Below are 23,068 nucleotides of genomic sequence, written 5' to 3' on the forward strand. Positions count from 1 at the left end.
GCCGGTGTTCGAACAGCCGGGGCACAGCAAGAGGCGGAGCGGAAGCCGGCCCCCCGGGCCGCGTGACCGTCGGCCTCGCGGCTCTAGGGGATCGATGACTGAGTATGGCCGGGGCCAAGGCTCCGAACCGTGGCATCCGGAGGACCCGTTGTACGGGGACGGCGGATGGGGACGGCAGGCCCAGGCGGGCCCGCGGTCTCCCTACGGCGGCCAGCCGCAGCACCATCCGCAGGCGCCGCAGCAGGGCGAGTGGAGCCAGGAACAGCAGCAGCACGGCACCTGGACCCAGGAGCACCAGCCCGGGTACGGCGATCGGCAGCACCAGTACCACGACGGACCGGGCACCGGGTACGACCAGCGCTTCGCCCACCAGACCCAGCAGCAGTTCCACCAGGGCGGCTGGGACGCGACCGGCACCCACGGCCACGTGCCCTACGCCGCCGACCCCGGCGACCCGTACGGCCAGCAGCCCGTGGCCTACGGCGCGGAGCAGCCCGACTTCTACCCCACCGAGGACGCCTACCCGCCGCCGGAGCCGCCCGGCCGCCGGCAGCCCGAGTCCCGGCCGGAGCCCGGGCCGGAGGCGGCGGGCGAGGAGGAGCCCGCCTTCTTCGCGGGAGGCGGCGACGAGGACGGCGAGGAGGAGCACGAGCTCCAGAGCCGGCGTGAGCGGCGCGGCAAGAAGCCCGTCAAGAGCAGGAAGCGGCGCACCGGCTGCGCCTGCATGGTGGTCGTCCTGGTGTTCGGCGGCGGCCTCGGCGGCGTCGGGTACTTCGGCTACAAGTTCTACCAAAATCGTTTCGGCACGGCTCCGGACTACGCGGGTGACGGTAACGGGGAGCAGGTCACGGTCGAGATCCCCAAGGGCGCGGGGGGCTGGGAGATCGGCCAGAAGCTGAAGGAGGCCGGCGTCGTCGAGAGCGCGGCCGCGTTCGTCTCCGCGCTGCAGGCCAACCCTGACGGCAAGTCCCTCCAGGACGGTGTGTACACCCTCCAGAAGGAGATGTCCGCCGCGAGTGCGGTGGAACTGATGCTGAGCCCGAAGAGCCGCAGCAACCTGATCATCGCCGAGGGTCTTCGCAACACGGCGGTGTACGCCCTGATCGACAAGCGCCTCGGTGTGTCGTCGGGCACCACGGCGCGCGTCGCGAAGAAGGAGTACAAGCACCTCGGGCTGCCGGCCTGGGCGACGGACCACCCGAATCTCAAGGACCCGCTGGAAGGGTTCCTCTACCCGTCCAGCTACGCGGTCGCCAAGGGGCAGAAGCCGGAGGCCGTCCTCAGGAAGATGGTCGCCCAGGCGTCCGCCGAGTACCGGAAGCTGGGCCTGGAGAAGAAGGCCGAGGTGCTCGGCCTGGACAGCCCCTGGCAGGTGCTCACCGTCGCGAGCCTGGTGCAGGCCGAGGGCACGAGCCACGACGACTTCCGCAAGATGGCGGAGGTCGTCTACAACCGCCTCAAGCTGGACAACCCGCAGACGTACGGGCGGCTGGAGTTCGACTCCACGTACAACTACGTGAAGAACCAGAGCAAGATCGACCTGAGCGTCGCCGAGCTGCGCAGGTACAACAGCCCCTACAACACCTACTTCGCCAAGGGACTGCCGCCGGGCCCCATCGACAACCCCGGCGAGGAAGCGCTCAAGGGCTCGCTCAACCCGACCCACGACGGCTGGTACTACTTCATCTCCATGGACGGCAAGACCAGCAAGTTCACGAAGACGCTCGCGGAACACGAGGAGCTGGTCAACCAGTGGAACGAGGCGAGGAACAAGAACTGACGGCGGGCGCGACGGGCACCGGCGGACCGTCGCCCGGACCGGGCACGCGAGGACGGTAGGATCGGCGCGGGGCTTCGGTGGACGGGTCGGCGGGCGACGGCGGCCGGCTGCCCGGAGCGTCCACCGGATCGAGGCTCGAGGACAGGTGCCCATGGCGTCAGGGGTAGTCGGTGGCCGCCGTGCCGCCGTGCTCGGTTCGCCGATCGCCCATTCGCTCTCCCCGGTGCTGCACCGGGCCGCGTACGAGGCGGCCGGGCTCACCGGCTGGTCGTACGAGCGCTTCGACGTCGACGAGGCCGCCCTGCCCGGCTTCCTGGACGGGCTCGGCCCGGAGTGGGCGGGGCTGTCGCTGACGATGCCGCTGAAGCGGGCGGTCATCCCGCTCGTGGACGAGATCAGCGAAACCGCCGCCTCCGTCGACGCGGTCAACACGCTCGTCCTCACCGAGGACGGCCGCCGGCTCGGCGACAACACCGACATCCCGGGCATGGTGGCCGCCCTGCGCGAGCACGGCATCGAACAGGTCGACTCCGCCGCCGTCCTCGGCGCCGGTGCCACCGCCTCCTCCGCGCTCGCCGCGCTGGCCCGGATCTGCACCGGCGAGGTCGTCGCCTACGTCCGCAGCGAGGCCCGCGCCGCCGAGATGCGGCAGTGGGGAGAGCGGCTGGAAGTGGAGGTCCGCACGGCGGACTGGGCCGACGCCGCCGAGGCCCTGCGCGCCGAGCTGGTCATCGCCACCACACCCGCCGGCACGACCGACGCCCTCGCCGCCGCCGTACCCGAACGCCCCGCCACCCTCTTCGACGTGCTCTACGACCCCTGGCCCACCGAGCTCGCGGCCCGCTGGTCCATGTTCGGCGGTGCCGTGGTCAGCGGCCTCGACCTGCTGGTCCACCAGGCCGTGCTCCAGTTCGAGCAGATGACCGGGCACACCCCCGGCCCCCTGGCGGCCATGCGGCACGCCGGCGAGCAGGCGCTCGCGGCCCGCTGACGCCCCGCACCCGTCCGCCTGCTGGACCGGCGGCCGGTCCGCGCCCCGGGACGTGGGAGGATCGGAGGTGGCGTACCGGGGTCGCGCACCCGGCGGCGCCGTCGCCGTGCACGAGGACGCGTGTACGGCGGGCAGTACCGGGCGCGAGCACTGAGGAGCACCGTTGAGCAGGCTGCGTTGGCTGACCGCGGGGGAGTCCCACGGTCCCGCACTTGTCGCGACGCTGGAGGGTCTTCCCGCCGGCGTGCCGATCACCACGGAGATGGTGGCGGACCACCTGGCGCGGCGACGGCTCGGCTATGGCCGCGGTGCGCGGATGAAGTTCGAACGCGACGAGGTCACGTTCCTCGGCGGGGTCCGGCACGGGCTGACCCTGGGCTCCCCGGTGGCGATCATGGTGGGCAACACCGAGTGGCCGAAGTGGGAGCAGGTCATGGCGGCCGACCCGGTCGACCCCGAGGTGCTGGCGGGCCTGGCCCGCAACGCGCCGCTGACCCGCCCCCGCCCCGGCCACGCCGACCTGGCGGGCATGCAGAAGTACGGCTTCGACGAGGCCCGCCCGATCCTGGAGCGCGCCTCGGCCCGCGAGACGGCGGCCCGGGTGGCGCTGGGCGCGGTCGCCCGGTCGTACCTGAAGGAGACGGCCGGCATCGAGATCGTCTCCCACGTCGTCGAGCTCTGCTCCGTCAAGGCCCCGCGGGGCGTCTACCCCACCCCGGCCGACGTCGACAAGCTCGACGCCGACCCGGTGCGCTGCCTCGACGCGGACACCTCCAAGGCGATGGTCGCCGAGATCGACCAGGCCCACAAGGACGGCGACACCCTGGGCGGCGTGGTCGAGGTGCTGGCCTACGGCGTCCCGGTCGGCCTCGGCTCGCACGTGCACTGGGACCGCAAGCTGGACGCCCGCCTCGCCGGCGCGCTCATGGGCATCCAGGCGATCAAGGGCGTCGAGATCGGCGACGGCTTCGAGCTGGCCCGCGTGCCCGGCTCCCAGGCCCACGACGAGATCGTGGGCACGCCGGAGGGCATCCGGCGCGTCTCCGGCCGCTCCGGCGGCACCGAGGGCGGCCTCAGCACGGGTGAGCTGCTGCGGGTGCGCGCGGCGATGAAGCCGATCGCCACCGTGCCGCGCGCCCTCAGGACGGTGGACGTCACCACCGGCGAGCCCGCCCAGGCCCACCACCAGCGCTCCGACGTCTCCGCCGTCCCGGCGGCCGGCATCGTCGCCGAGGCCATGGTGGCGCTCGTCCTCGCGGACGCGGTCGCCGAGAAGTTCGGCGGTGACTCCGTCCCGGAGACCCGCCGCAACGTCCGGTCGTACCTCGACAACCTGGCGATCCGGTGAGCGGCGCGCCGGCGGTCGTCCTGGTCGGGCCGATGGGCGTGGGCAAGTCCACCGTCGGCCGGCTGCTCGCCGAGCGCCTCGGCGTCGGCTACCGGGACACCGACGAGGACATCGTGGCGGCCGGGGGCCGCACCATCGCCGAGATCTTCGTGGACGAGGGCGAGGCCGCCTTCCGCGCCCTGGAGAAGGCCGCCGTGCGGGCCGCGCTCGCCGAGCACCGGGGTGTCGTCGCGCTGGGCGGCGGAGCGGTCCTGGACGCGGACACGCGCGCGCTGCTGGCCGGGCAGCGGGTGCTGTACCTCTCGATGGAGGTCGAGGAGGCCGTCAAGCGCACCGGTCTGAACGTGGCCCGCCCGCTGCTCGCGGTCAACCCGCGCAAGCAGTGGCGGGAGTTGATGGAGGCGCGCCGGCACCTGTACGAGGAGGTCGCCACCGCCGTCGTCGCGACGGACGGCCGCACTCCGGAAGAGGTCGCGCAGGCGGCGCTGGACGCACTGGAGTTGAAGCAGGTATGAGCGAGGCAGTCACCCGGATCCAGGTCGCGGGCACCGCGGGCACCGATCCCTACGAGGTGCTGGTGGGCCGGCAGCTCCTGGGCGAGCTGCCCGGGCTGATCGGGGCACAGGCCAAGCGGGTCGCCGTGATCCACCCGGAGGCGCTGGCGGAGACCGGGGAGGCGCTGCGCGCCGACCTGGCCGGCCAGGGCTACGAGGCCGTGGCGATCCAGGTGCCCAACGCGGAGGAGGCCAAGACCGCCGAGGTCGCCGCCTACTGCTGGAAGGCGCTGGGCCAGTGCGGCTTCACCCGCACCGACGTCGTCGTCGGTGTCGGCGGCGGCGCCACCACCGACCTGGCCGGGTTCGTCGCCGCGACCTGGCTGCGCGGGGTGCGCTGGGTCGCCGTCCCCACGACCGTGCTGGCCATGGTCGACGCGGCGGTCGGCGGCAAGACCGGCATCAACACCGCCGAGGGCAAGAACCTGGTCGGCGCCTTCCATCCGCCGGCCGGTGTGCTGTGCGACCTGGCCGCGCTGGACTCCCTGCCGGTGCACGACTACGTCTCCGGACTGGCCGAGATCATCAAGGCGGGTTTCATCGCCGACCCGGTGATCCTGGACCTGATCGAGGCCGACCCGCAGGCCGCCCGCACCCCGGCGGGCCCGCACACGTCCGAGCTGATCGAGCGGTCGATCCGGGTGAAGGCCGACGTCGTCTCCTCGGACCTGAAGGAATCGGGCCGGCGGGAGATCCTCAACTACGGTCACACGCTCGGCCACGCCATCGAGAAGAACGAGCGGTACAAGTGGCGGCACGGGGCCGCGGTCGCGGTCGGCATGCACTTCGCCGCCGAACTGGGCCGCCTGGCGGGCCGCTTGGACGACGCGACGGCCGACCGCCACCGCAGTGTCCTCGAATCGGTCGGTCTGCCGCTGCACTACCGCTACGACCAGTGGCCCAAGCTGCTGGAGGCGATGAAGGTCGACAAGAAGTCCCGCGGCGATCTGCTGCGCTTCATCGTCCTGGACGGCCTGGCCAGGCCGACCGTCCTCGAAGGCCCGGACCCGGCCGTCCTCCTCGCCGCCTACGGCGAAGTCGGCCAGTAGGCCCCGCACCGCTCGCCGCGTCCGACTTCCTGCGTCCGCCGGGCACTTCGGACCGTCCCCGGCCGTTTCACCAAACGACGGCCGGGGACGGTACCGTTCGGTAGCGAGCGGGGGCACGCCCCTGCTGCCAGCGTCAGTTGTGTGTACGAGACGGAGTGGCAACGGATGCAGCACGCAGTGGGGTCTCCGCTGCCGCCGCCCCACCAGCCGGGGCAGGGCCCGCACGCCGGCTGGGCGCCGGCCGCACACCACCCGGGTCCGCACCCGGGGGCCGCCCAGGGGTCCGCCCCCGTTCCCCCTCCGCCGGGCTTCCCGGCTCCGGCCGGACCGGTCCCGCCGGCCCCGCAGCAGCCGCCGGTCCCCTCCGGCCAGGTGCCGCCGCCCCCGCCCCCGCGGCACACCGCCGGCCCGCAGACCCCCGACAGCACGGGACACGTCCCGCTGCCACCCGGCGGCCCGGTCGGCGCCCCCGCGGCCCCGCCCGCCGCGGCCACGGCACCGGACCCCACGGCGACCACCCTCGCCGTCCTCCTCATCGGCCCGGCCGGCGCGGGCAAGACCAGCGTCGCCAAGTACTGGGCGGACCACCGCCGGGTCCCCACGGCCCACATCAGCCTGGACGACGTCCGCGAATGGGTGCGCTCCGGCTTCGCCGACCCGCAGGCCGGCTGGAACGACCACTCGGAGGCCCAGTACCGCCTGGCCCGTCGCACCTGCGGCTTCGCCGCGCGCAACTTCCTGGCCAACGGCATCTCCTGCATCCTGGACGACGCCGTCTTCCCGGACCGCCCGGTCGTCGGCCTCGGTGGGTGGAAGCGGCACGTGGGTCCCGGTCTGCTGCCGGTGGTCCTGCTTCCGGGGCTCGACGTCGTTCTGGAGCGCAACGCCGAGCGCACCGGCAACCGCCGCCTGACCGACGAGGAGGTGGCCCGCATCCACGGCCGCATGGCGGGCTGGTACGGCTCCGGCCTGCCGATCATCGACAACTCCCAGCTGGACGTCCCGGGCACGGCCCGCGTGCTGGACGAGGTCCTGACCAGGGCGATTGCGAGCCCGCCCAGCTGGTGAGGCTGGTGAGGGGGCGTCTGCGGCACACCACCGCACCCCGCCCCACCTGCTCCGCGACCCCACTCGGCCCTCGCCGATCGGCATAATCCGGACAAACCTCCTACGCTCATCTCATGTCAGAGGTGTACGCGAACCGCCGATCCCGGCTGAGGGAACACGTCAACGCGGCCGGCACCGCGGCAGCGCTCGTCACCCGCCCGGCCAATGTCCGCTACCTCGCCGCCGCGGCCCCGCGGGGCGCCGTGCTGCTCATCGGCGCGGGCGAGGACGTCCTGGTGTGCGCCGGCCCGCCCGGCGACCGCCCCCACGAAGGCCAGCCGGACGAGAACCTGCGCCTGACCGTCCTCCCGGCACCCGACGGCGACGCCGCCGTCACCGCGGCCGGCTTCGTCGCCGAGCAGGGCGCCGACTCCCTTGCGGTCGAGGAGCACCACCTCACCGTCACCCGGCACCGGGCCATCGCCTCCGTCGCGCCGGGGCTCCGCCTCGTCGACCTCGGCGGCGCCGTGGAGCAGCTCAGGGTCGTCAAGGACGAGGAGGAGATCTCCTGTCTGCGGATCGGCGCCGAGATCGCCGACCAGGCCCTCGGTGAGCTGCTGGAGTCCATCCTGGTCGGCCGCACCGAACGGCACCTCGCGCTGGAGCTGGAGCGTCGCCTGGTCGACCACGGCGCCGACGGCCCGGCCTTCCCCACCTCCGTGGCGACCGGACCGCACGCCGGGCGCCGGGGCCACCGACCCACCGACCGGCGGGTGGAGGAGGGCGACTTCCTCTCCGTCTGCCTCGGCGCCACCTACCGCGGCTACCGCTGCGAGATCGGCCGCACCTTCGTCATCGGCACCTCACCCGCCGACTGGCAGATCGAGCTGTACGACCTGGTATTCGCCGCCCAGCGGGCCGGACGCGAGTTCCTGGCACCCGGCGCCGCCTACCGTGACGTGGACCGCGCCGCACGCCAGGTGCTGGACTCCGCGGGGTATGCGGAGGCCCTCCCACCGCTGACCGGACACGGTGTCGGACTCGAAATCGACGAGGACCCGCAGTTGGCGCCCGCGGCCATGGGTAAACTGGACGCTTGCGTGCCGGTCACCGTCGAACCGGGGGTCCACCTCCCGGGCCGGGGCGGTGTCCGGATCGATGACACGCTCGTCGTGCGCCCCGAGGCGGACGGCGGACCCGAGCTACTCACCATCACGACCAAGGAGCTGCTCGCCCTCTAGGCAGGTGCGTGCGCCGGGGTCGTACGTCAGTCCAGGAGATTCCGCAACCGTGGCTTCCACGAACGACCTCAAGAACGGCATGGTGCTCAAGCTCGAAGGCGGCCAGCTCTGGTCCGTCGTCGAGTTCCAGCACGTCAAGCCCGGCAAGGGCCCGGCCTTCGTGCGCACCAAGCTCAAGAACGTGCTCTCCGGCAAGGTCGTCGACAAGACCTTCAACGCCGGCGTCAAGGTCGAGACGGCCACTGTCGACAAGCGCGACATGCAGTTCTCGTACATGGACGGCGAGTACTTCGTCTTCATGGACATGGAGACCTACGACCAGCTGCACATCGACCGGAAGGCCGTCGGCGACGCCGCGAACTTCCTGGTCGAGGGCTTCACCGCCACCGTCGCGCAGCACGAGGGCGAGGTCCTCTTCGTCGAGCTGCCCGCCGCCGTGGAGCTGACCATCGCCGAGACCGAGCCGGGCGTCCAGGGCGACCGCTCCACCGGTGGCACCAAGCCCGCCACCCTGGAGACCGGTCACCAGATCCAGGTCCCGCTCTTCATCACCACCGGTGAGAAGATCAAGGTCGACACCCGCACCAGCGACTACCTCGGCCGGGTGAACAGCTAACCGTGGCTGCCCGCAACACGGCCCGCAAGCGTGCCTTCCAGATCCTCTTCGAGGGCGACCAGCGCGGCGCCGACGTCCTGACCGTCCTCGCGGACTGGATCCGGCTCTCCCGGTCCGACACCCGGCAGCCCCCGGTCAGCGAGTACACGATGCAGCTGGTCGAGGGCTACGCGCAGCACGCGAAGCGGATCGACGAGCTGATCGCCCAGTACGCGGTGGGCTGGACGCTCGACCGGATGCCGGTCGTGGACCGCAACATCCTGCGGCTGGGCGCGTACGAGCTGATCTGGGTCGACGAGACCCCGGACGCCGTCGTCCTGGACGAGATGGTGCAGCTGGCGAAGGAGTTCTCGACCGACGAGTCGCCGTCGTTCGTCAACGGCCTGCTGGGCCGCTTGAAGGAACTCAAGCCGTCCCTGCGCCGGGACGAGGCGTAACGCCCGACAGCGAACGCCGGAGGGCCCGCGGCACACTGTGCCGCGGGCCCTCCGGCGTTCGACGCACCGGCGCCGAAACGCCGCCGGGGTGGCCGGAACCGTGGAGTTCCGGCCACCCCGGCGGCACGTTTCTGCTGAGGCGGGAGAGGGCGGTTACGCGTCTTCGTGCGTCGCCACCGCGCGGCGCGCGTCCGCGTCCAGGACGCCCCAGCTGATCAGCTGCTCGGTGAGGACCGAGGGGGACTGGTCGTAGATGACGGCGAGTGTGCGCAGGTCGTCCTGGCGGATGGAGAGCACCTTGCCGTTGTAGTCGCCGCGCTGGGACTGGATCGTCGCCGCGTAGCGCTGCAGGGGGCCCGCCTTCTCGGCCGGCACGGTGGCCAGCCGCTCCAGGTCCAGGACCAGCTTCGGCGGCGGCTCGGCGGCGCCGCCCGGCGTGGTGCCCGGCAGGAGCTCCTGCACCGGGACGCCATAGAAATCGGCCAGCTCGGCCAGGCGCTGCACGGTCACGGCACGGTCGCCGCGCTCGTAGGAACCGACCACCACGGCCTTCCAGCGACCCTGGGACTTCTCCTCGACACCGTGGAGGGAAAGGCCCTGCTGGGTGCGGATGGCCCGGAGCTTGGCCCCGAGCTGTTTGGCGTATTCGCTGGACATATAGCTCCCCGGACACTGTGTCGACGCGGCCGGCTGCTTTCCCGCCGCGCGGCTGGTAACTCACTGTGAGGTTACGCAGCGTGACTCTGATGCGTCAAGCCGAATGGTCCACACCGACTCTTCCGTGGTAGTGACGGCCGACTGGGCCAAGCGGGTGACAGGGGGGCGGTCGGGGCCGGTCAGGTGACCTGCTACGGTGGATGGCGCAATTCCGACGTCCTTTAAGGTCCGTCCCGTGAGGCGGAGAAGGAGGTCCGTTTCGTATGGACAAGCACGCCACGCCCGCGCCCGAGCAGGCGTCCGATGCCCGGCCCGTTCTCGAGGGCCCCGACATCGCACGGGTACTCACCCGTATCGCCCACGAGATCGTCGAGCGCGCCAAGGGCGCCGACGACGTGGTGCTCCTCGGCATTCCGACCCGGGGCGTCTTCCTCGCCCAGCGACTCGCCGCCAAGCTGGAGCAGATCACCGACCGCGCGGTCCCGGTCGGTTCGCTCGACATCACCATGTACCGCGACGACCTGCGCATGCACCCGCCGCGCGCGCTGGCCCGCACCGAGATCCCGGGCGACGGCATCGACGGCCGGCTGGTCGTCCTCGTCGACGACGTGCTCTTCTCCGGGCGCACCATCCGCGCCGCCCTCGACGCCCTGAACGACATCGGGCGCCCGCGCGCGGTGCAGCTCGCGGTCCTGGTCGACCGCGGCCACCGTGAACTGCCCATCCGCGCCGACTACGTCGGCAAGAACCTCCCCACGTCGCTGCGGGAGACGGTCAAGGTCCAGCTCGCCGAGGAGGACGGTCGCGACACCGTGCTGCTCGGTGCGAAGCCGGCCGCTCAGTAGCAAGTCAGGCGCACGGCTGCCGCGGCATGCCGTGAACACGCGCCCGCCTGCCCGAAATCTCCCGAATGAACTGCCCTACGGAGCCTGACAGATGCAGCGTCATCTCATCTCGGCCGCCGACCTCACCCGCGACGACGCCGTCCTGATCCTCGACACCGCCGAGGAGATGGCCCGGGTGGCGGACCGGCCGATCAAGAAGCTGCCGACCCTGCGCGGCCGGACGATCGTCAACCTCTTCTTCGAGGACTCCACGCGCACGCGCATCTCCTTCGAGGCCGCCGAGAAGCGCCTGTCCGCGGACGTCATCAACTTCACCGCCAAGGGGTCCTCGGTGTCCAAGGGCGAGTCCCTGAAGGACACCGCGCAGACCCTGGAGGCCATGGGCGTCGACGCCGTGGTCATCCGGCACGGCGCGTCCGGCGCCCCGTACCGCCTGGCCAACTCCGGCTGGATCGACGCGGCCGTCATCAACGCCGGCGACGGCACCCACCAGCACCCCACCCAGGCCCTGCTGGACGCCTTCACCATGCGCCGCCGGCTGATCGGCCGCGACGCCGGGCTCGGCCAGGACCTGTCCGGCAAGCGGATCACCGTCGTCGGAGACGTCCTGCACAGCCGGGTCGCCCGCTCCAACGTCGACCTGCTGCACACCCTCGGCGCCGAGGTCACCCTGGTCGCCCCGCCCACCCTGGTGCCGGTCGGCGTGGACTCCTGGCCGTGCGCGGTCTCCTACGACCTCGACAGCACGCTGCCCAAGTCCGACGCCGTGATGATGCTCCGCGTCCAGCGCGAGCGCATGAACGCCGCCTTCTTCCCGACCGAGCGCGAGTACTCGCGGCGCTACGGCCTCGACGGCGACCGCATGGCCCGGCTGCCCGAGCACGCCATCGTCATGCACCCCGGCCCGATGGTGCGCGGCATGGAGATCACCGCCGAGGTCGCCGACTCCGACCGCTGCACCGCCGTCGAGCAGGTCGCCAACGGCGTCTCCATCCGGATGGCCGTCCTGTACCTGCTGCTCGGCGGGAACGAGCCTGCCGTCACCCACTCCCGTACCGAGGAGAAGTAAGACACATGAGCAAGATCCTGATCCGTGGTGCGAAGGTGCTCGGCGGCGCGCCGCAGGACGTGCTGATCGACGGCGAGACCGTCGCCGAGGTCGGTACGGGGCTGTGCGCCGACGGCGCCGAGGTCGTCGAGGCCGACGGCAAGGTGCTGCTGCCGGGCCTGGTCGACCTGCACACCCACCTGCGCGAGCCGGGCCGCGAGGACTCCGAGACCGTCCTCACCGGCACCCGCGCGGCGGCGAGCGGCGGCTACACGGCCGTCTTCGCCATGGCCAACACCTTCCCGGTGGCCGACACCGCCGGTGTGGTCGAGCAGGTCTGGCGGCTCGGCCAGGAGCACGGCTACTGCGACGTCCAGCCCATCGGCGCCGTCACCGTCGGCCTGGAGGGCAGGAAGCTCGCCGAGCTGGGCGCCATGCACGAGTCCGCCGCCGGCGTCACCGTCTTCTCCGACGACGGCAAGTGCGTGGACGACGCCGTGATCATGCGCCGCGCGCTGGAGTACGTGAAGGCCTTCGGCGGTGTCGTCGCCCAGCACGCGCAGGAGCCGCGGCTCACCGAGGGCGCCCAGATGAACGAGGGCGTGGTCTCCGCGGAGCTGGGCCTGGGCGGCTGGCCGGCCGTCGCCGAGGAGTCCGTCATCGCCCGCGACGTCCTCCTCGCCGACCACGTCGGCTCCCGCGTCCACATCTGCCACCTGTCGACCGCCGGCTCCGTGGAGATCGTCCGCTGGGCCAAGTCCCGGGGCATCCAGGTCACCGCCGAGGTCACCCCGCACCACCTGCTGCTCACCGACGAGCTGGTGCGCACGTACAACCCGGTCTACAAGGTCAACCCGCCGCTGCGCACCGAGCGCGACGTGCTGGCCCTGCGCGAGGCGCTCGCCGACGGCACGATCGACATCGTCGCCACCGACCACGCCCCGCACCCGCACGAGGACAAGGACTGCGAGTGGGCCGCGGCCGCCATGGGCATGGTCGGCCTGGAGACCGCGTTGTCGGTGGTCCAGGAGACGATGGTGGACACGGGCCTGCTCGACTGGGCCGGCGTCGCCGACCGCATGTCCTTCAAGCCCGCGCGGATCGGACAGGCCACCGGCCACGGCCGTCCCGTCTCGGCTGGTGAGCCCGCCAACCTCACCCTGGTCGACACGGAATACCGTGGCCGGGTGGACCCCGCGGGCTTCGCCTCGCGCAGCCGCAACACCCCCTACGAGGGGCGCGAGCTGCCGGGCCGTGTGACGCACACGTGGCTGCGGGGCAAGGCCACGCTCGTCGACGGGAAGCTCACGTGACACCTGTAATCCTGTTGGCCGAGGCCAAGCGGTCGGCCGACGTCACCGACTGGCCGGCCCGTATCGGCTGGCTCGTCGGACTGGTCCTCTTCATCGCCCTCGTCTACTGGCTGATGCGCGAGGGCTGGAAGTGGCGCGGCACCCTCCAGAGCGACCTGCCGGAGCTGCCGGCCGCGCCGGAGGGGACCGGCCCGGCCAGACTGAGCATGAGCGGCCGCTACCACGGCTCCACCACCGCCGGACAGTGGCTGGACCGCATCGTGGCCCACGGCCTGGGCACCCGCAGCCGGGCCGAGCTCACCCTGACCGACGCGGGCCTGGAGGTCGAGCGCCCCGGCGCGACCGACTTCTTCATCCCCACGGCCGCGCTGCGCGGGGCCCGCCTGGACAAGGGCATCGCCGGCAAGGTCCTCACCGAGGGCGGACTGCTGGTGGTGACCTGGGCGCTCGGCGACAAGCTGATCGACTCGGGCTTCCGCTCCGACCACGCGGCCGAGCACACCGAGTGGGTCGACACCCTGAACCAGATGACCAACGACACGGAAGGCGCACGATGACGACCTCCACCAGGGGAGCCGCGAAGACTCCCGCCGTACTCGTCCTGGAGGACGGCCGCACCTTCCGCGGCCGCGCCTACGGGGCCGTGGGGGAGACCTTCGGCGAGGCCGTGTTCTCCACCGGTATGACCGGCTACCAGGAGACCCTCACCGACCCGTCCTACGACCGCCAGATCGTCGTCGCGACCGCCCCCCAGATCGGCAACACCGGCTGGAACGACGAGGACGACGAGTCCGGCCGCATCTGGGTCTCCGGCTACGTCGTGCGCGACCCCGCGCGCGTGCCGTCCAGCTGGCGGGCCAAGCGCTCCCTGGACGACGAGCTGGAGCGGCAGGGCGTGGTCGGCATCTCCGGCATCGACACCCGGGCCCTCACCCGCCACCTGCGCGAACGCGGCTCCATGCGCGCCGGCATCTTCTCCGGCGAGGCGATCGCCCCGGAGGCCGAGCTGCTCCAGCGCGTGCAGGCGCAGCCGCAGATGAAGGGCGCGAGCCTCTACGAGGAGGTCGCCACCCAGGAGGCGTACGTCGTCCCGGCGGTCGGCGAGAAGCGGTTCACGGTCGCCGCCATCGACCTCGGCATCAAGGGCATGACCCCGCACCGCATGGCCGAGCGCGGCATCGAGGTGCACGTCCTGCCCGCCACCGCCACGGCCGACGACGTCTACGCCGTCGAGCCGGACGGGGTGTTCTTCTCCAACGGTCCCGGCGACCCGGCGACCGCCGACGGCCCGGTCGCGCTGATGACCGCCGTCCTGGAGCGCAGTACCCCGCTGTTCGGCATCTGCTTCGGCAACCAGATCCTCGGCCGCGCCCTCGGCTTCGGCACCTACAAGCTGAAGTACGGCCACCGGGGCATCAACCAGCCGGTCCAGGACCGTACGACCGGCAAGGTCGAGGTCACCGCGCACAACCACGGCTTCGCCGTGGACGCGCCGCTCGACAAGGTCAGCGAGACGAAGTTCGGCCGCGCCGAGGTCTCGCACGTCTGCCTGAACGACGACGTCGTGGAGGGGCTGCAGCTGCTCGACCAGCCGGCCTTCTCCGTCCAGTACCACCCCGAAGCGGCAGCCGGCCCGCACGACGCCGCCTACCTCTTCGACCGCTTCGTTTCCCTGATGGAGGGCCAGCGTGCCTAAGCGCACCGATATCCAGTCCGTCCTGGTCATCGGCTCCGGCCCGATCGTCATCGGCCAGGCCGCCGAGTTCGACTACTCCGGCACCCAGGCCTGCCGTGTGCTCAAGGCCGAGGGGCTGCGCGTCGTCCTCGTCAACTCCAACCCGGCGACGATCATGACCGACCCGGAGATCGCCGACGCCACCTACGTCGAGCCGATCACCCCCGAGTTCGTCGAGAAGATCATCGCCAAGGAGCGCCCCGACGCCCTGCTGCCCACCCTGGGCGGTCAGACGGCGCTGAACACCGCCATCTCGCTGCACGAGAACGGTGTCCTGGAGAAGTACGGCGTCGAGCTGATCGGCGCCAAGCCCGAGGCGATCCACAAGGGCGAGGACCGCGACCTCTTCAAGGACGTCGTGGAGGAGGTCCGCCGGAAGACCGGGCACGGCGAGTCCGCCCGCTCGGTCATCTGCCACTCCATGGACGACGTCCTCCGGGGCGTCGAGACCCTCGGCGGCTACCCGGTCGTCGTCCGCCCCTCCTTCACCATGGGCGGCGCCGGCTCCGGCTTCGCGCACGACGAGGAGGAGCTGCGCCGCATCGCCGGCCAGGGCCTCACGCTCTCCCCGACCACCGAGGTGCTCCTGGAGGAGTCCATCCTCGGCTGGAAGGAGTACGAGCTGGAGCTGATGCGCGACAAGAACGACAACGTCGTGGTCGTCTGCTCCATCGAGAACTTCGACCCCATGGGCGTGCACACCGGTGACTCGATCACCGTCGCGCCCGCGATGACGCTCACCGACCGCGAGTACCAGGTGCTGCGCGACGTCGGCATCGCGATCATCCGCGAGGTCGGTGTCGACACCGGCGGCTGCAACATCCAGTTCGCGGTGAACCCCGAGGACGGCCGGGTCATCGTCATCGAGATGAACCCGCGCGTGTCGCGCTCCTCCGCGCTCGCCTCCAAGGCGACCGGATTCCCGATCGCGAAGATCGCCGCCAAGCTGGCCGTCGGCTACACGCTGGACGAGATCCCGAACGACATCACGCAGGAGACCCCGGCCTCCTTCGAGCCCACGCTCGACTACGTGGTCGTCAAGGCACCGCGGTTCGCCTTCGAGAAGTTCCCGCAGGCCGACTCCACGCTGACCACCACCATGAAGTCGGTCGGCGAGGCCATGGCCATCGGCCGCAACTTCCCGGAGGCCTTCCAGAAGGCGCTGCGCTCCCTGGAGAAGAAGGGCAGCCAGTTCGCCTTCACGGGCGAGCCCGGCGACAAGGAGACCCTGCTGCGCGAGGCCGTACGGCCCACCGACGGCCGGATCAACACGGTCATGCAGGCCATCCGCGCGGGCGCCACCCCCCAGGAGGTCTTCGAGTACACGAAGATCGACCCCTGGTTCGTCGACCAGCTCTTCCTGATCAAGGAGATCGCCGACGAGCTGGCCGAGGCGCCCGAGCTGACCCGTGACCTGCTCGCCGAGGCCAAGCGGCACGGCTTCTCCGACCAGCAGGTCGCCGAGATCCGCGGCCTGCGCGAGGACGTCGTCCGCGAGGTCCGGCACGCCCTCGGGGTCCGCCCGGTCTACAAGACGGTCGACACCTGCGCCGCCGAGTTCGCCGCGAAGACGCCGTACTTCTACTCCTCCTACGACGAGGAGACCGAGGTCGCGCCGCGCGAGAAGCCCGCCGTGATCATCCTGGGCTCCGGCCCGAACCGCATCGGCCAGGGTATCGAGTTCGACTACTCCTGCGTCCACGCCTCCTTCGCGCTGTCCGACGCCGGGTACGAGACCGTGATGGTCAACTGCAACCCGGAGACCGTCTCCACGGACTACGACACCTCCGACCGCCTGTACTTCGAGCCGCTGACGCTGGAGGACGTGCTGGAGATCGTCCACGCGGAGCAGCAGGCCGGCCCGGTCGCGGGCGTCGTCGTCCAGCTCGGCGGCCAGACGCCGCTCGGCCTGTCGCAGGCCCTGAAGGACAACGGCGTGCCGATCGTCGGCACGTCCCCCGAGGCCATCCACGCGGCCGAGGACCGCGGCGCCTTCGGCCGCGTCCTCGCGGAGGCGGGCCTGCCGGCGCCCAAGCACGGCACGGCCACCACCTTCGCCGAGGCCAAGGCCATCGCCGACGAGATCGGCTACCCGGTCCTGGTCCGGCCGTCGTACGTCCTCGGCGGACGCGGCATGGAGATCGTCTACGACGAGACCCGCCTGGCCTCCTACATCGCCGAGTCGACCGAGATCAGCCCCTCCCGGCCGGTCCTCGTCGACCGCTTCCTGGACGACGCCATCGAGATCGACGTCGACGCCCTCTACGACGGCGTGGAGCTGTACCTCGGCGGCGTCATGGAGCACATCGAGGAGGCCGGCATCCACTCCGGCGACTCGGCGTGCGCCCTGCCCCCGATCACCCTCGGCGGCTTCGACATCAAGCGCCTGCGCGCCTCCACCGAGGCCATCGCCAAGGGCGTCGGCGTGCGCGGCCTGATCAACATCCAGTTCGCGATGGCCGGCGACATCCTCTACGTCCTGGAGGCCAACCCGCGCGCCTCCCGCACCGTCCCCTTCACCTCCAAGGCGACCGCCGTGCCGCTCGCGAAGGCCGCCGCCCGCATCTCGCTGGGCGCGACCATCGCCGAGCTGCGCGCCGAGGGCCTGCTGCCGAAGGACGGCGACGGCGGCGAGCTGCCGCTGGACGCGCCGATCTCCGTCAAGGAGGCCGTCATGCCGTGGTCGCGGTTCCGCGACATCCACGGCCGCGGTGTCGACACCGTCCTCGGCCCGGAGATGCGCTCCACCGGCGAGGTCATGGGCATCGACTCCGTCTTCGGCACGGCGTACGCCAAGTCGCAGGCGGGTGCCTACGGCCCGCTGCCCACCAAGGGCCGCGCGTTCATCTCGGTCGCCAACCGCGACAAGCGCTCGATGATCTTCCCGGCGCGCGAACTGGTCGCCCACGGCTTCGAGCTGCTCGCCACCTCCGGCACCGCCGAGGTCCTCAAGCGCAACGGCATCAACGCCACGGTCGTGCGCAAGCAGTCCGAGGGCACCGGTCCGAACGGCGAGCGGACCATCGTCCAGCTCATCCACGACGGCGAGGTGGACCTCATCGTCAACACCCCGTACGGCACCGGCGGCCGCCTCGACGGCTACGACATCCGTACGGCGGCCGTGGCGCGGTCCGTGCCGTGCCTGACGACCGTCCAGGCGCTCGCCGCGGCCGTCCAGGGCATCGACGCCCTCAACCACGGTGACGTGGGCGTCCGCTCGCTCCAGGAACACGCGGAACACCTGACCGCGGCCCGCGACTAGCAGCCCCGAGGGGGACACCGGAAACGGTGTCCCCCTCGTCATGAGGGCTCCCTGAAGCTTCAAGAGGACACGCACATGTACGAGCTTTTCTTCCGTCTGGTCTTCCGCCGGATGGACCCGGAGCGGGCCCACCACCTCGCCTTCCGCTGGATCCGCCTCGCCGTCCGCATCCCGGTTCTGCGCACCTTCCTCGCCGCCGCCCTCGCGCCCCGCCACAAGGAGCTGCGCACGGAGGCGTTCGGACTGCGCATGCACGGCCCGTTCGGGCTCGCGGCCGGGTTCGACAAGAACGCGGTGGCCATCGACGGGATGTCGATGCTGGGCTTCGACCACGTCGAGATCGGCACGGTGACGGGGGAGCCGCAGCCCGGCAACCCCAGGAAGCGGCTGTTCCGCCTCGTCGCGGACCGCGCGCTGATCAACCGCATGGGCTTCAACAACGACGGCTCCCTGGCCGTGGCGGCCCGCCTGGCCACCCGTGAGCCGGTCTTCCGGACGGTGGTCGGCGTCAACATCGGCAAGACCAAGGCCGTCCCGGAGTCCGAGGCCGTCGCCGACTACGTGAAGTCCGCCGAGCGCCTCGCGCCGTACGCGGACTACCTGGTCGTCAACGTCTCCTCGCCCAACACGCCCGGTCTGCGCGACCTCCAGGCCGTGGACCACCTGCGTCCGCTGCTCACCGCCGTGCGCGAGGCCGCCGACCGCACGGTGGCGCACCGGCGCGTCCCGCTGCTGGTGAAGATCGCCCCCGACCTCGCCGACGAGGACGTCGACGCGGTCGCCGACCTCGCTGTGGAGCTGGGCCTGGACGGCATCATCGCCACCAACACCACCATCGCGCGCGAGGGCCTCGGACTGCGGTCCTCCGCCGCGCTGGTCAAGGAGACCGGCGGCCTGTCCGGCGCCCCGCTCAAGGAGCGCTCCCTGGAGGTCCTGCGGCGCCTGTACGCGCGCGTGGGCGACCGGATCACCCTGGTGGGCGTCGGCGGCGTCGAGACCGCCGAGGACGCCTGGCAGCGCATCCTGGCCGGTGCCACGCTGGTCCAGGGCTACAGCGCCTTCATCTACGAGGGCCCCTTCTGGTGCCGCGCCCTCCACAAGGGCCTCGCCGCCCGCCTGCGCACCAGCCCGTACGCCACCCTCGCCGACGCGGTCGGCGCCGACGTGAGGAAGCCCGCATGAGCCCGTTGGAGCCCTTCGGCGCCCGGCTGCGCCGCGCCATGGACGAGCGCGGGCCGCTGTGCGTCGGCATCGACCCGCACGCCTCGCTGCTCGCCGAGTGGGGCCTGGACGACGACGTCGCCGGCCTGGAGCGGTTCAGCCGCACGGTCGTCGAGGCCCTGGCCGGCCGGGTGGCCGTCCTGAAGCCGCAGAGCGCCTTCTTCGAGCGGTTCGGCTCGCGCGGCCTCGCCGTCCTGGAGAAGTCGGTCCAGGAGGCGCGCGCGGCCGGCGCCCTGGTCGTGATGGACGCCAAGCGCGGCGACATCGGCTCGACCATGGCCGCCTACGCCGAGGCGTTCCTCAGCCCCGGCGCCCCGCTGTTCTCCGACGCCCTGACGGTCTCGCCCTACCTCGGCTACGGATCGCTGAGCCCGGCCGTCGCGCTCGCCCGGGAGAGCGGGGCCGGCCTGTTCGTGCTGGCGCTGACCTCGAACCCGGAGGGCGCCGAGGTGCAGCACGCCGTCCGCGCCGACGGCCGGACCGTCGGGGCGACCGTGCTGGCCCACCTGGCGGCCGAGAACGCGGGGGAGGAGCCGCTTGGCTCCTTCGGCGCGGTCGTCGGCGCCACGCTCGGCGACCTGTCCTCGTACGACCTCGCCGTGGGCGGCCCGCTCCTCGCGCCCGGCATCGGCGCCCAGGGCGCGACCCCGGCCGATCTGCCCCGGGTCTTCGGAGCGGCCGTCCGCAACGTGGTGCCCAACGTCAGCCGGGGTGTTCTGCGTCACGGTCCCGACGTCAGCGCGCTGCGCGGGGCTGCGGAGCGGTTCGCGGCGGAGATCCAGGCCGTCGTCACCGCCGTCTGACCCGTGCCCGCGCGCTCGGCTGAGCGGTCTCGCGCCGACTTGAGCTTGAATACATGCTCAAATCGAGGGCAGTATGTCTGAAATGTCTGGCCTCACGGAGGCTGACCAGGACTTTTCCGCTGTTCTCGCTGACTCTGGCGGACTTGCCCGCTAGTCTCCGAGCAGTGGGGGCACCTCCCGCGCCCCTCAGGCAGTGGGGGAGAACGGGCAGCGTGTTGCTCGTGGCTCCCCAGGTGTGGGGCGACTAGGTTCCTCACCGGTCCGTATCCGACAGTTCGACATCCGAGGTGACGTAGGCGTGGCTCTTCCGCCCCTTACCCCTGAACAGCGCGCAGCCGCGCTCGAAAAGGCCGCCGCGGCTCGCCGGGAGCGGGCCGAGGTCAAGAATCGACTCAAGCACTCCGGCGCCTCCCTGCACGAGGTCATCAAGCAGGGCCAGGAGAACGACGTCATCGGCAAGATGAAGGTCTCCGCCCTGCTCGAGTCCCTGCCGGGCGTGGGCAAGGTCCGCGCCAAGCAGATCATGGAGCGTCTGGGCATCTCCGAGAGCCGCCGCGTGCGCGGTCTCGGTTCCAACCAGATCGCCTCCCTGGAGCGTGAGTTCGGCAGCACCGGCTCCTGAGTCCGCCGCCCGGCGGACCGGGAGTCCCGGGCACTCCGGGATTGCTGGAATAATCGCTGCATGAGTGAACGTCCGCGGCTGACCGTGCTCTCCGGCCCCTCGGGGGTCGGCAAGAGCACGGTCGTCGCCCATATGCGCAAGGAACACCCCGAGGTCTGGCTCTCGGTGTCGGCGACGACCCGTAAGCCGCGCCCCGGTGAGCAGCACGGAGTCCACTACTTCTTCGTCACCGACGAGGAGATGGACAAGCTGATCGCCAACGGCGAGCTGCTGGAATGGGCCGAGTTCGCCGGCAACCGCTACGGCACCCCCCGCGCGGCGGTGCTGGAGCGGCTGGAGAACGGCGAGCCCGTCCTGCTGGAGATCGACCTCCAGGGCGCCCGGCAGGTCCGCGAGTCCATGGCCGACGCCCAGCTGGTGTTCCTCGCTCCGCCCTCCTGGGAGGAGCTGGTGCGCAGGCTGACCGGCCGGGGGACCGAGCCGCCGGAGGTCATCGAGCGCCGCCTGACGGCGGCGAAGACCGAGCTGGCGGCCGAGCCGGAGTTCGATACGACCTTGGTCAACACCTCCGTCGAGGACGTGGCCCGTGAGCTGCTAGCCTTGATGGACGTTGTGTGATCGTGACTGTGATCACGATGTCTGATTCTTTCCCATCCATCGGAAGGTAGAGCGTGTCCTCTTCCATCACCGCGCCCGAGGGCATCATCAACCCGCCGATCGACGAGCTTCTCGAGGCGACCGACTCGAAGTACAGCCTCGTGATCTACGCGGCCAAGCGTGCCCGCCAGATCAACGCGTACTACTCCCAGCTCGGTGAGGGCCTCCTCGAGTACGTCGGTCCGCTCGTCGACACCCACGTCCACGAGAAGCCGCTGTCGATCGCCCTGCGCGAGATCAACGCCGGTCTGCTGACCTCCGAGGCCGTCGAGGGCCCGGCGCAGTAGTACCTTCAGATTGCGCCTGACGTATCCGCAGGCCCGGCAGTCACTTCCCCGGCCAACGCCGGGGGGACACTCTGCCGGGCCTGTGGTGTGTCATGGGTGGTGCAGATTCTCGAACGCGAGGAGCCATGGTGGACAAGCCGAAGGTCGTGCTGGGGGTCAGCGGTGGCATCGCCGCCTACAAGGCCTGTGAGCTGCTGAGGAGGTTCACGGAGTCGGGCCACGACGTCCGCGTCGTGCCGACCGCCTCCGCGCTGCACTTCGTCGGCGCCGCCACCTGGTCCGCGCTGTCCGGGAACCCGGTCGCCACCGAGGTCTGGGACGACGTCCACCAGGTGCCGCACGTCCGCATCGGCCAGCAGGCCGACCTGGTCGTCGTGGCCCCGGCCACCGCCGACATGCTCGCCAAGGCCGCCCACGGCCTCGCCGACGACCTGCTGACCAACACCCTCCTCACCGCCCGCTGCCCGGTCGTCTTCGCCCCGGCCATGCACACCGAGATGTGGGAACACCCGGCCACCCAGGAGAACGTGGCCACGCTGCGCCGCCGCGGCGCCGTCGTCGTCGAGCCCGCCGTCGGCCGCCTCACCGGCGTCGACACCGGCAAGGGCCGGCTGCCCGACCCGGCGGAGATCTTCGAGGTGTGCCGGCGGGTGCTGGCCCGCGGTGTCACCGAGCCCGACCTCGGGGGGCGGCACGTCGTCGTCTCCGCCGGCGGCACCCGCGAGCCCCTGGACCCGGTCCGCTTCCTCGGTAACCGCTCCTCCGGCAAGCAGGGCTACGCCCTCGCCCGCACCGCCGCGGCCCGTGGCGCCCGGGTGACCCTGGTCTCCGCCAACGCCGGCCTGCCCGACCCGGCGGGCGTGGACGTCGTCCGGGTCGGCACCGCCGTCCAGCTGCGCGAGGCCGTCCTCAAGGCCGCCGCGGACGCCGACGCCGTGGTGATGGCCGCCGCCGTCGCCGACTTCCGTCCGGCCGCCTACGCCGCCGGGAAGATCAAGAAGAAGGACGGCCAGGACCCGGACCCGGTCGTCCTGGTGCGAAATCCGGACATTCTCGCGGAGATCTCCGCCGACCGGGCCCGGCCGGGACAGGTTGTCGTCGGCTTCGCCGCCGAGACCGACGACGTCCTCGCCAACGGCCGTGCCAAGCTCGCCCGCAAGGGCTGCGACCTGCTCGTGGTCAACGAGGTGGGGGAGCGCAAGACCTTCGGTTCCGAGGAGAACGAGGCGGTCGTGCTCGGTGCCGACGGCAGCGAGACCCCGGTGCCGCACGGTCCCAAGGAAGCCCTGGCCGACACCGTCTGGGACTTGGTCGTACGGCGTCTGGACTAACCCCCGGCAGGCGATCGGGCGAACTCGGCGTCACGTTCACGCCACGCCGAAATCCGGTGTGGCGGCCCTGGCCAAGGCCGCTCGCCATTGTGCAGAATGCCCGTGCCGCAGGTCACAGCGCTCCCGAGAGGCGAGACGGTGGCCCGCCGGTCGAGTGCGACCGATAAACTGTTCACGGTCGGTGCCAGGCGCAGCCCCGCGCCGACCGTAAATGATCAGCCAGC

The 23,068-nt window shown here is 71.7% G+C and carries 22 protein-coding genes; 21 read left to right on the forward strand and 1 reads right to left on the reverse strand.

Annotated elements, in window-relative coordinates:
• Positions 1 to 94: 94 nt before the first annotated feature.
• From mltG to nusB, 9 genes are all read left to right on the forward strand, one after another.
• Complete coding sequence (mltG, locus tag AB0946_RS17020; RefSeq protein ID WP_366761371.1) at positions 95 to 1,780, forward strand: endolytic transglycosylase MltG; 1,686 nt, start codon at positions 95 to 97, stop codon at positions 1,778 to 1,780.
• A gap of 151 nt (positions 1,781 to 1,931) precedes the next feature.
• Positions 1,932 to 2,771: a shikimate dehydrogenase gene (locus tag AB0946_RS17025; protein WP_366761372.1), complete on the forward strand. Its 840-nt coding sequence runs from the start codon at positions 1,932 to 1,934 to the stop codon at positions 2,769 to 2,771.
• Between the two features lie 163 nt (positions 2,772 to 2,934).
• Positions 2,935 to 4,119, forward strand: a complete 1,185-nt coding sequence (gene aroC / locus AB0946_RS17030) for a chorismate synthase (protein WP_366761373.1) — start codon at positions 2,935 to 2,937, stop codon at positions 4,117 to 4,119.
• A 32-nt stretch (positions 4,120 to 4,151) separates the two neighbouring features.
• On the forward strand, positions 4,152 to 4,634 hold the full coding sequence (locus AB0946_RS17035) for a shikimate kinase (RefSeq protein WP_171160150.1): 483 nt from the start codon (positions 4,152 to 4,154) through the stop codon (positions 4,632 to 4,634).
• A complete protein-coding gene (gene aroB, locus AB0946_RS17040; RefSeq protein ID WP_366761374.1) occupies positions 4,631 to 5,722 on the forward strand; it encodes a 3-dehydroquinate synthase in 1,092 nt (363 codons plus the stop codon). Before AB0946_RS17035 ends, aroB begins: the two co-directional genes overlap by 4 nt.
• Positions 5,723 to 5,887: 165 nt before the next feature.
• On the forward strand, positions 5,888 to 6,790 hold the full coding sequence (locus AB0946_RS17045; RefSeq protein WP_366761375.1) for a Pro-rich N-terminal domain-containing protein: 903 nt from the start codon (positions 5,888 to 5,890) through the stop codon (positions 6,788 to 6,790).
• A 113-nt stretch (positions 6,791 to 6,903) separates the two neighbouring features.
• Positions 6,904 to 8,010 carry an aminopeptidase P family protein gene (locus AB0946_RS17050; protein WP_366761376.1) on the forward strand — a complete coding sequence of 369 codons (1,107 nt, stop codon included), beginning with the start codon at positions 6,904 to 6,906 and terminating at the stop codon, positions 8,008 to 8,010.
• A 49-nt stretch (positions 8,011 to 8,059) separates the two neighbouring features.
• Positions 8,060 to 8,626, forward strand: coding sequence for an elongation factor P (gene efp, locus AB0946_RS17055; protein WP_014671526.1), 567 nt, complete (start codon positions 8,060 to 8,062; stop codon positions 8,624 to 8,626).
• Between the two features lie 2 nt (positions 8,627 to 8,628).
• On the forward strand, positions 8,629 to 9,063 hold the full coding sequence (gene nusB / locus AB0946_RS17060) for a transcription antitermination factor NusB (RefSeq protein WP_366761377.1): 435 nt from the start codon (positions 8,629 to 8,631) through the stop codon (positions 9,061 to 9,063).
• 153 nt (positions 9,064 to 9,216) lie between these two features.
• Here nusB and bldD read toward each other — a convergent pair whose 3' ends face one another.
• Positions 9,217 to 9,720 carry a transcriptional regulator BldD gene (gene bldD, locus AB0946_RS17065; RefSeq protein WP_020938842.1) on the reverse strand — a complete coding sequence of 168 codons (504 nt, stop codon included), beginning with the start codon at positions 9,718 to 9,720 and terminating at the stop codon, positions 9,217 to 9,219.
• A gap of 263 nt (positions 9,721 to 9,983) precedes the next feature.
• Here bldD and pyrR point away from each other — a divergent pair, with 263 nt between their 5' ends.
• The 12 genes from pyrR (at position 9,984) to coaBC (ending at position 22,844) form a co-directional block, all read left to right on the forward strand.
• Positions 9,984 to 10,565: a bifunctional pyr operon transcriptional regulator/uracil phosphoribosyltransferase PyrR gene (gene pyrR, locus AB0946_RS17070; RefSeq protein ID WP_366761378.1), complete on the forward strand. Its 582-nt coding sequence runs from the start codon at positions 9,984 to 9,986 to the stop codon at positions 10,563 to 10,565.
• 91 nt (positions 10,566 to 10,656) lie between these two features.
• Positions 10,657 to 11,634 (forward strand): aspartate carbamoyltransferase catalytic subunit, encoded by a 978-nt coding sequence (locus AB0946_RS17075; RefSeq protein ID WP_366761379.1) that lies wholly within the window; start codon positions 10,657 to 10,659, stop codon positions 11,632 to 11,634.
• Between the two features lie 5 nt (positions 11,635 to 11,639).
• Positions 11,640 to 12,926, forward strand: coding sequence for a dihydroorotase (locus AB0946_RS17080; RefSeq protein ID WP_366761380.1), 1,287 nt, complete (start codon positions 11,640 to 11,642; stop codon positions 12,924 to 12,926).
• Positions 12,923 to 13,483, forward strand: coding sequence for a hypothetical protein (locus AB0946_RS17085; RefSeq protein WP_366761381.1), 561 nt, complete (start codon positions 12,923 to 12,925; stop codon positions 13,481 to 13,483). Before AB0946_RS17080 ends, AB0946_RS17085 begins: the two co-directional genes overlap by 4 nt.
• Positions 13,480 to 14,622 carry a glutamine-hydrolyzing carbamoyl-phosphate synthase small subunit gene (carA, locus tag AB0946_RS17090; RefSeq protein ID WP_366761382.1) on the forward strand — a complete coding sequence of 381 codons (1,143 nt, stop codon included), beginning with the start codon at positions 13,480 to 13,482 and terminating at the stop codon, positions 14,620 to 14,622. Before AB0946_RS17085 ends, carA begins: the two co-directional genes overlap by 4 nt.
• Positions 14,615 to 17,923 carry a carbamoyl-phosphate synthase large subunit gene (gene carB / locus AB0946_RS17095; RefSeq protein ID WP_366761383.1) on the forward strand — a complete coding sequence of 1,103 codons (3,309 nt, stop codon included), beginning with the start codon at positions 14,615 to 14,617 and terminating at the stop codon, positions 17,921 to 17,923. The genes carA and carB overlap by 8 nt, the downstream gene beginning before the upstream one ends.
• A 75-nt stretch (positions 17,924 to 17,998) precedes the next feature.
• Positions 17,999 to 19,105 (forward strand): quinone-dependent dihydroorotate dehydrogenase, encoded by a 1,107-nt coding sequence (locus AB0946_RS17100; RefSeq protein WP_366761384.1) that lies wholly within the window; start codon positions 17,999 to 18,001, stop codon positions 19,103 to 19,105.
• The gene (gene pyrF / locus AB0946_RS17105; protein ID WP_366761385.1) at positions 19,102 to 19,947 is read left to right on the forward strand and encodes an orotidine-5'-phosphate decarboxylase; all 846 of its coding nucleotides are present in this window, start codon (positions 19,102 to 19,104) and stop codon (positions 19,945 to 19,947) included. Before AB0946_RS17100 ends, pyrF begins: the two co-directional genes overlap by 4 nt.
• Positions 19,948 to 20,245: 298 nt before the next feature.
• Positions 20,246 to 20,569, forward strand: coding sequence for an integration host factor (locus AB0946_RS17110; RefSeq protein WP_003977346.1), 324 nt, complete (start codon positions 20,246 to 20,248; stop codon positions 20,567 to 20,569).
• Positions 20,570 to 20,629: 60 nt separating this feature from the next.
• Positions 20,630 to 21,187 carry a guanylate kinase gene (gmk, locus tag AB0946_RS17115; RefSeq protein ID WP_366761386.1) on the forward strand — a complete coding sequence of 186 codons (558 nt, stop codon included), beginning with the start codon at positions 20,630 to 20,632 and terminating at the stop codon, positions 21,185 to 21,187.
• 53 nt (positions 21,188 to 21,240) lie between these two features.
• Positions 21,241 to 21,513, forward strand: a complete 273-nt coding sequence (gene rpoZ / locus AB0946_RS17120; protein ID WP_003982715.1) for a DNA-directed RNA polymerase subunit omega — start codon at positions 21,241 to 21,243, stop codon at positions 21,511 to 21,513.
• Positions 21,514 to 21,641: 128 nt separating this feature from the next.
• Positions 21,642 to 22,844, forward strand: a complete 1,203-nt coding sequence (coaBC, locus tag AB0946_RS17125) for a bifunctional phosphopantothenoylcysteine decarboxylase/phosphopantothenate--cysteine ligase CoaBC (RefSeq protein WP_366761469.1) — start codon at positions 21,642 to 21,644, stop codon at positions 22,842 to 22,844.
• The last annotated feature ends 224 nt before the right edge of the window (positions 22,845 to 23,068 follow it).

The sequence above is a fragment of the Streptomyces sp. NPDC046870 genome, from assembly GCF_040704595.1.
GTDB classification, from domain to species: domain Bacteria; phylum Actinomycetota; class Actinomycetes; order Streptomycetales; family Streptomycetaceae; genus Streptomyces; species Streptomyces argyrophylli.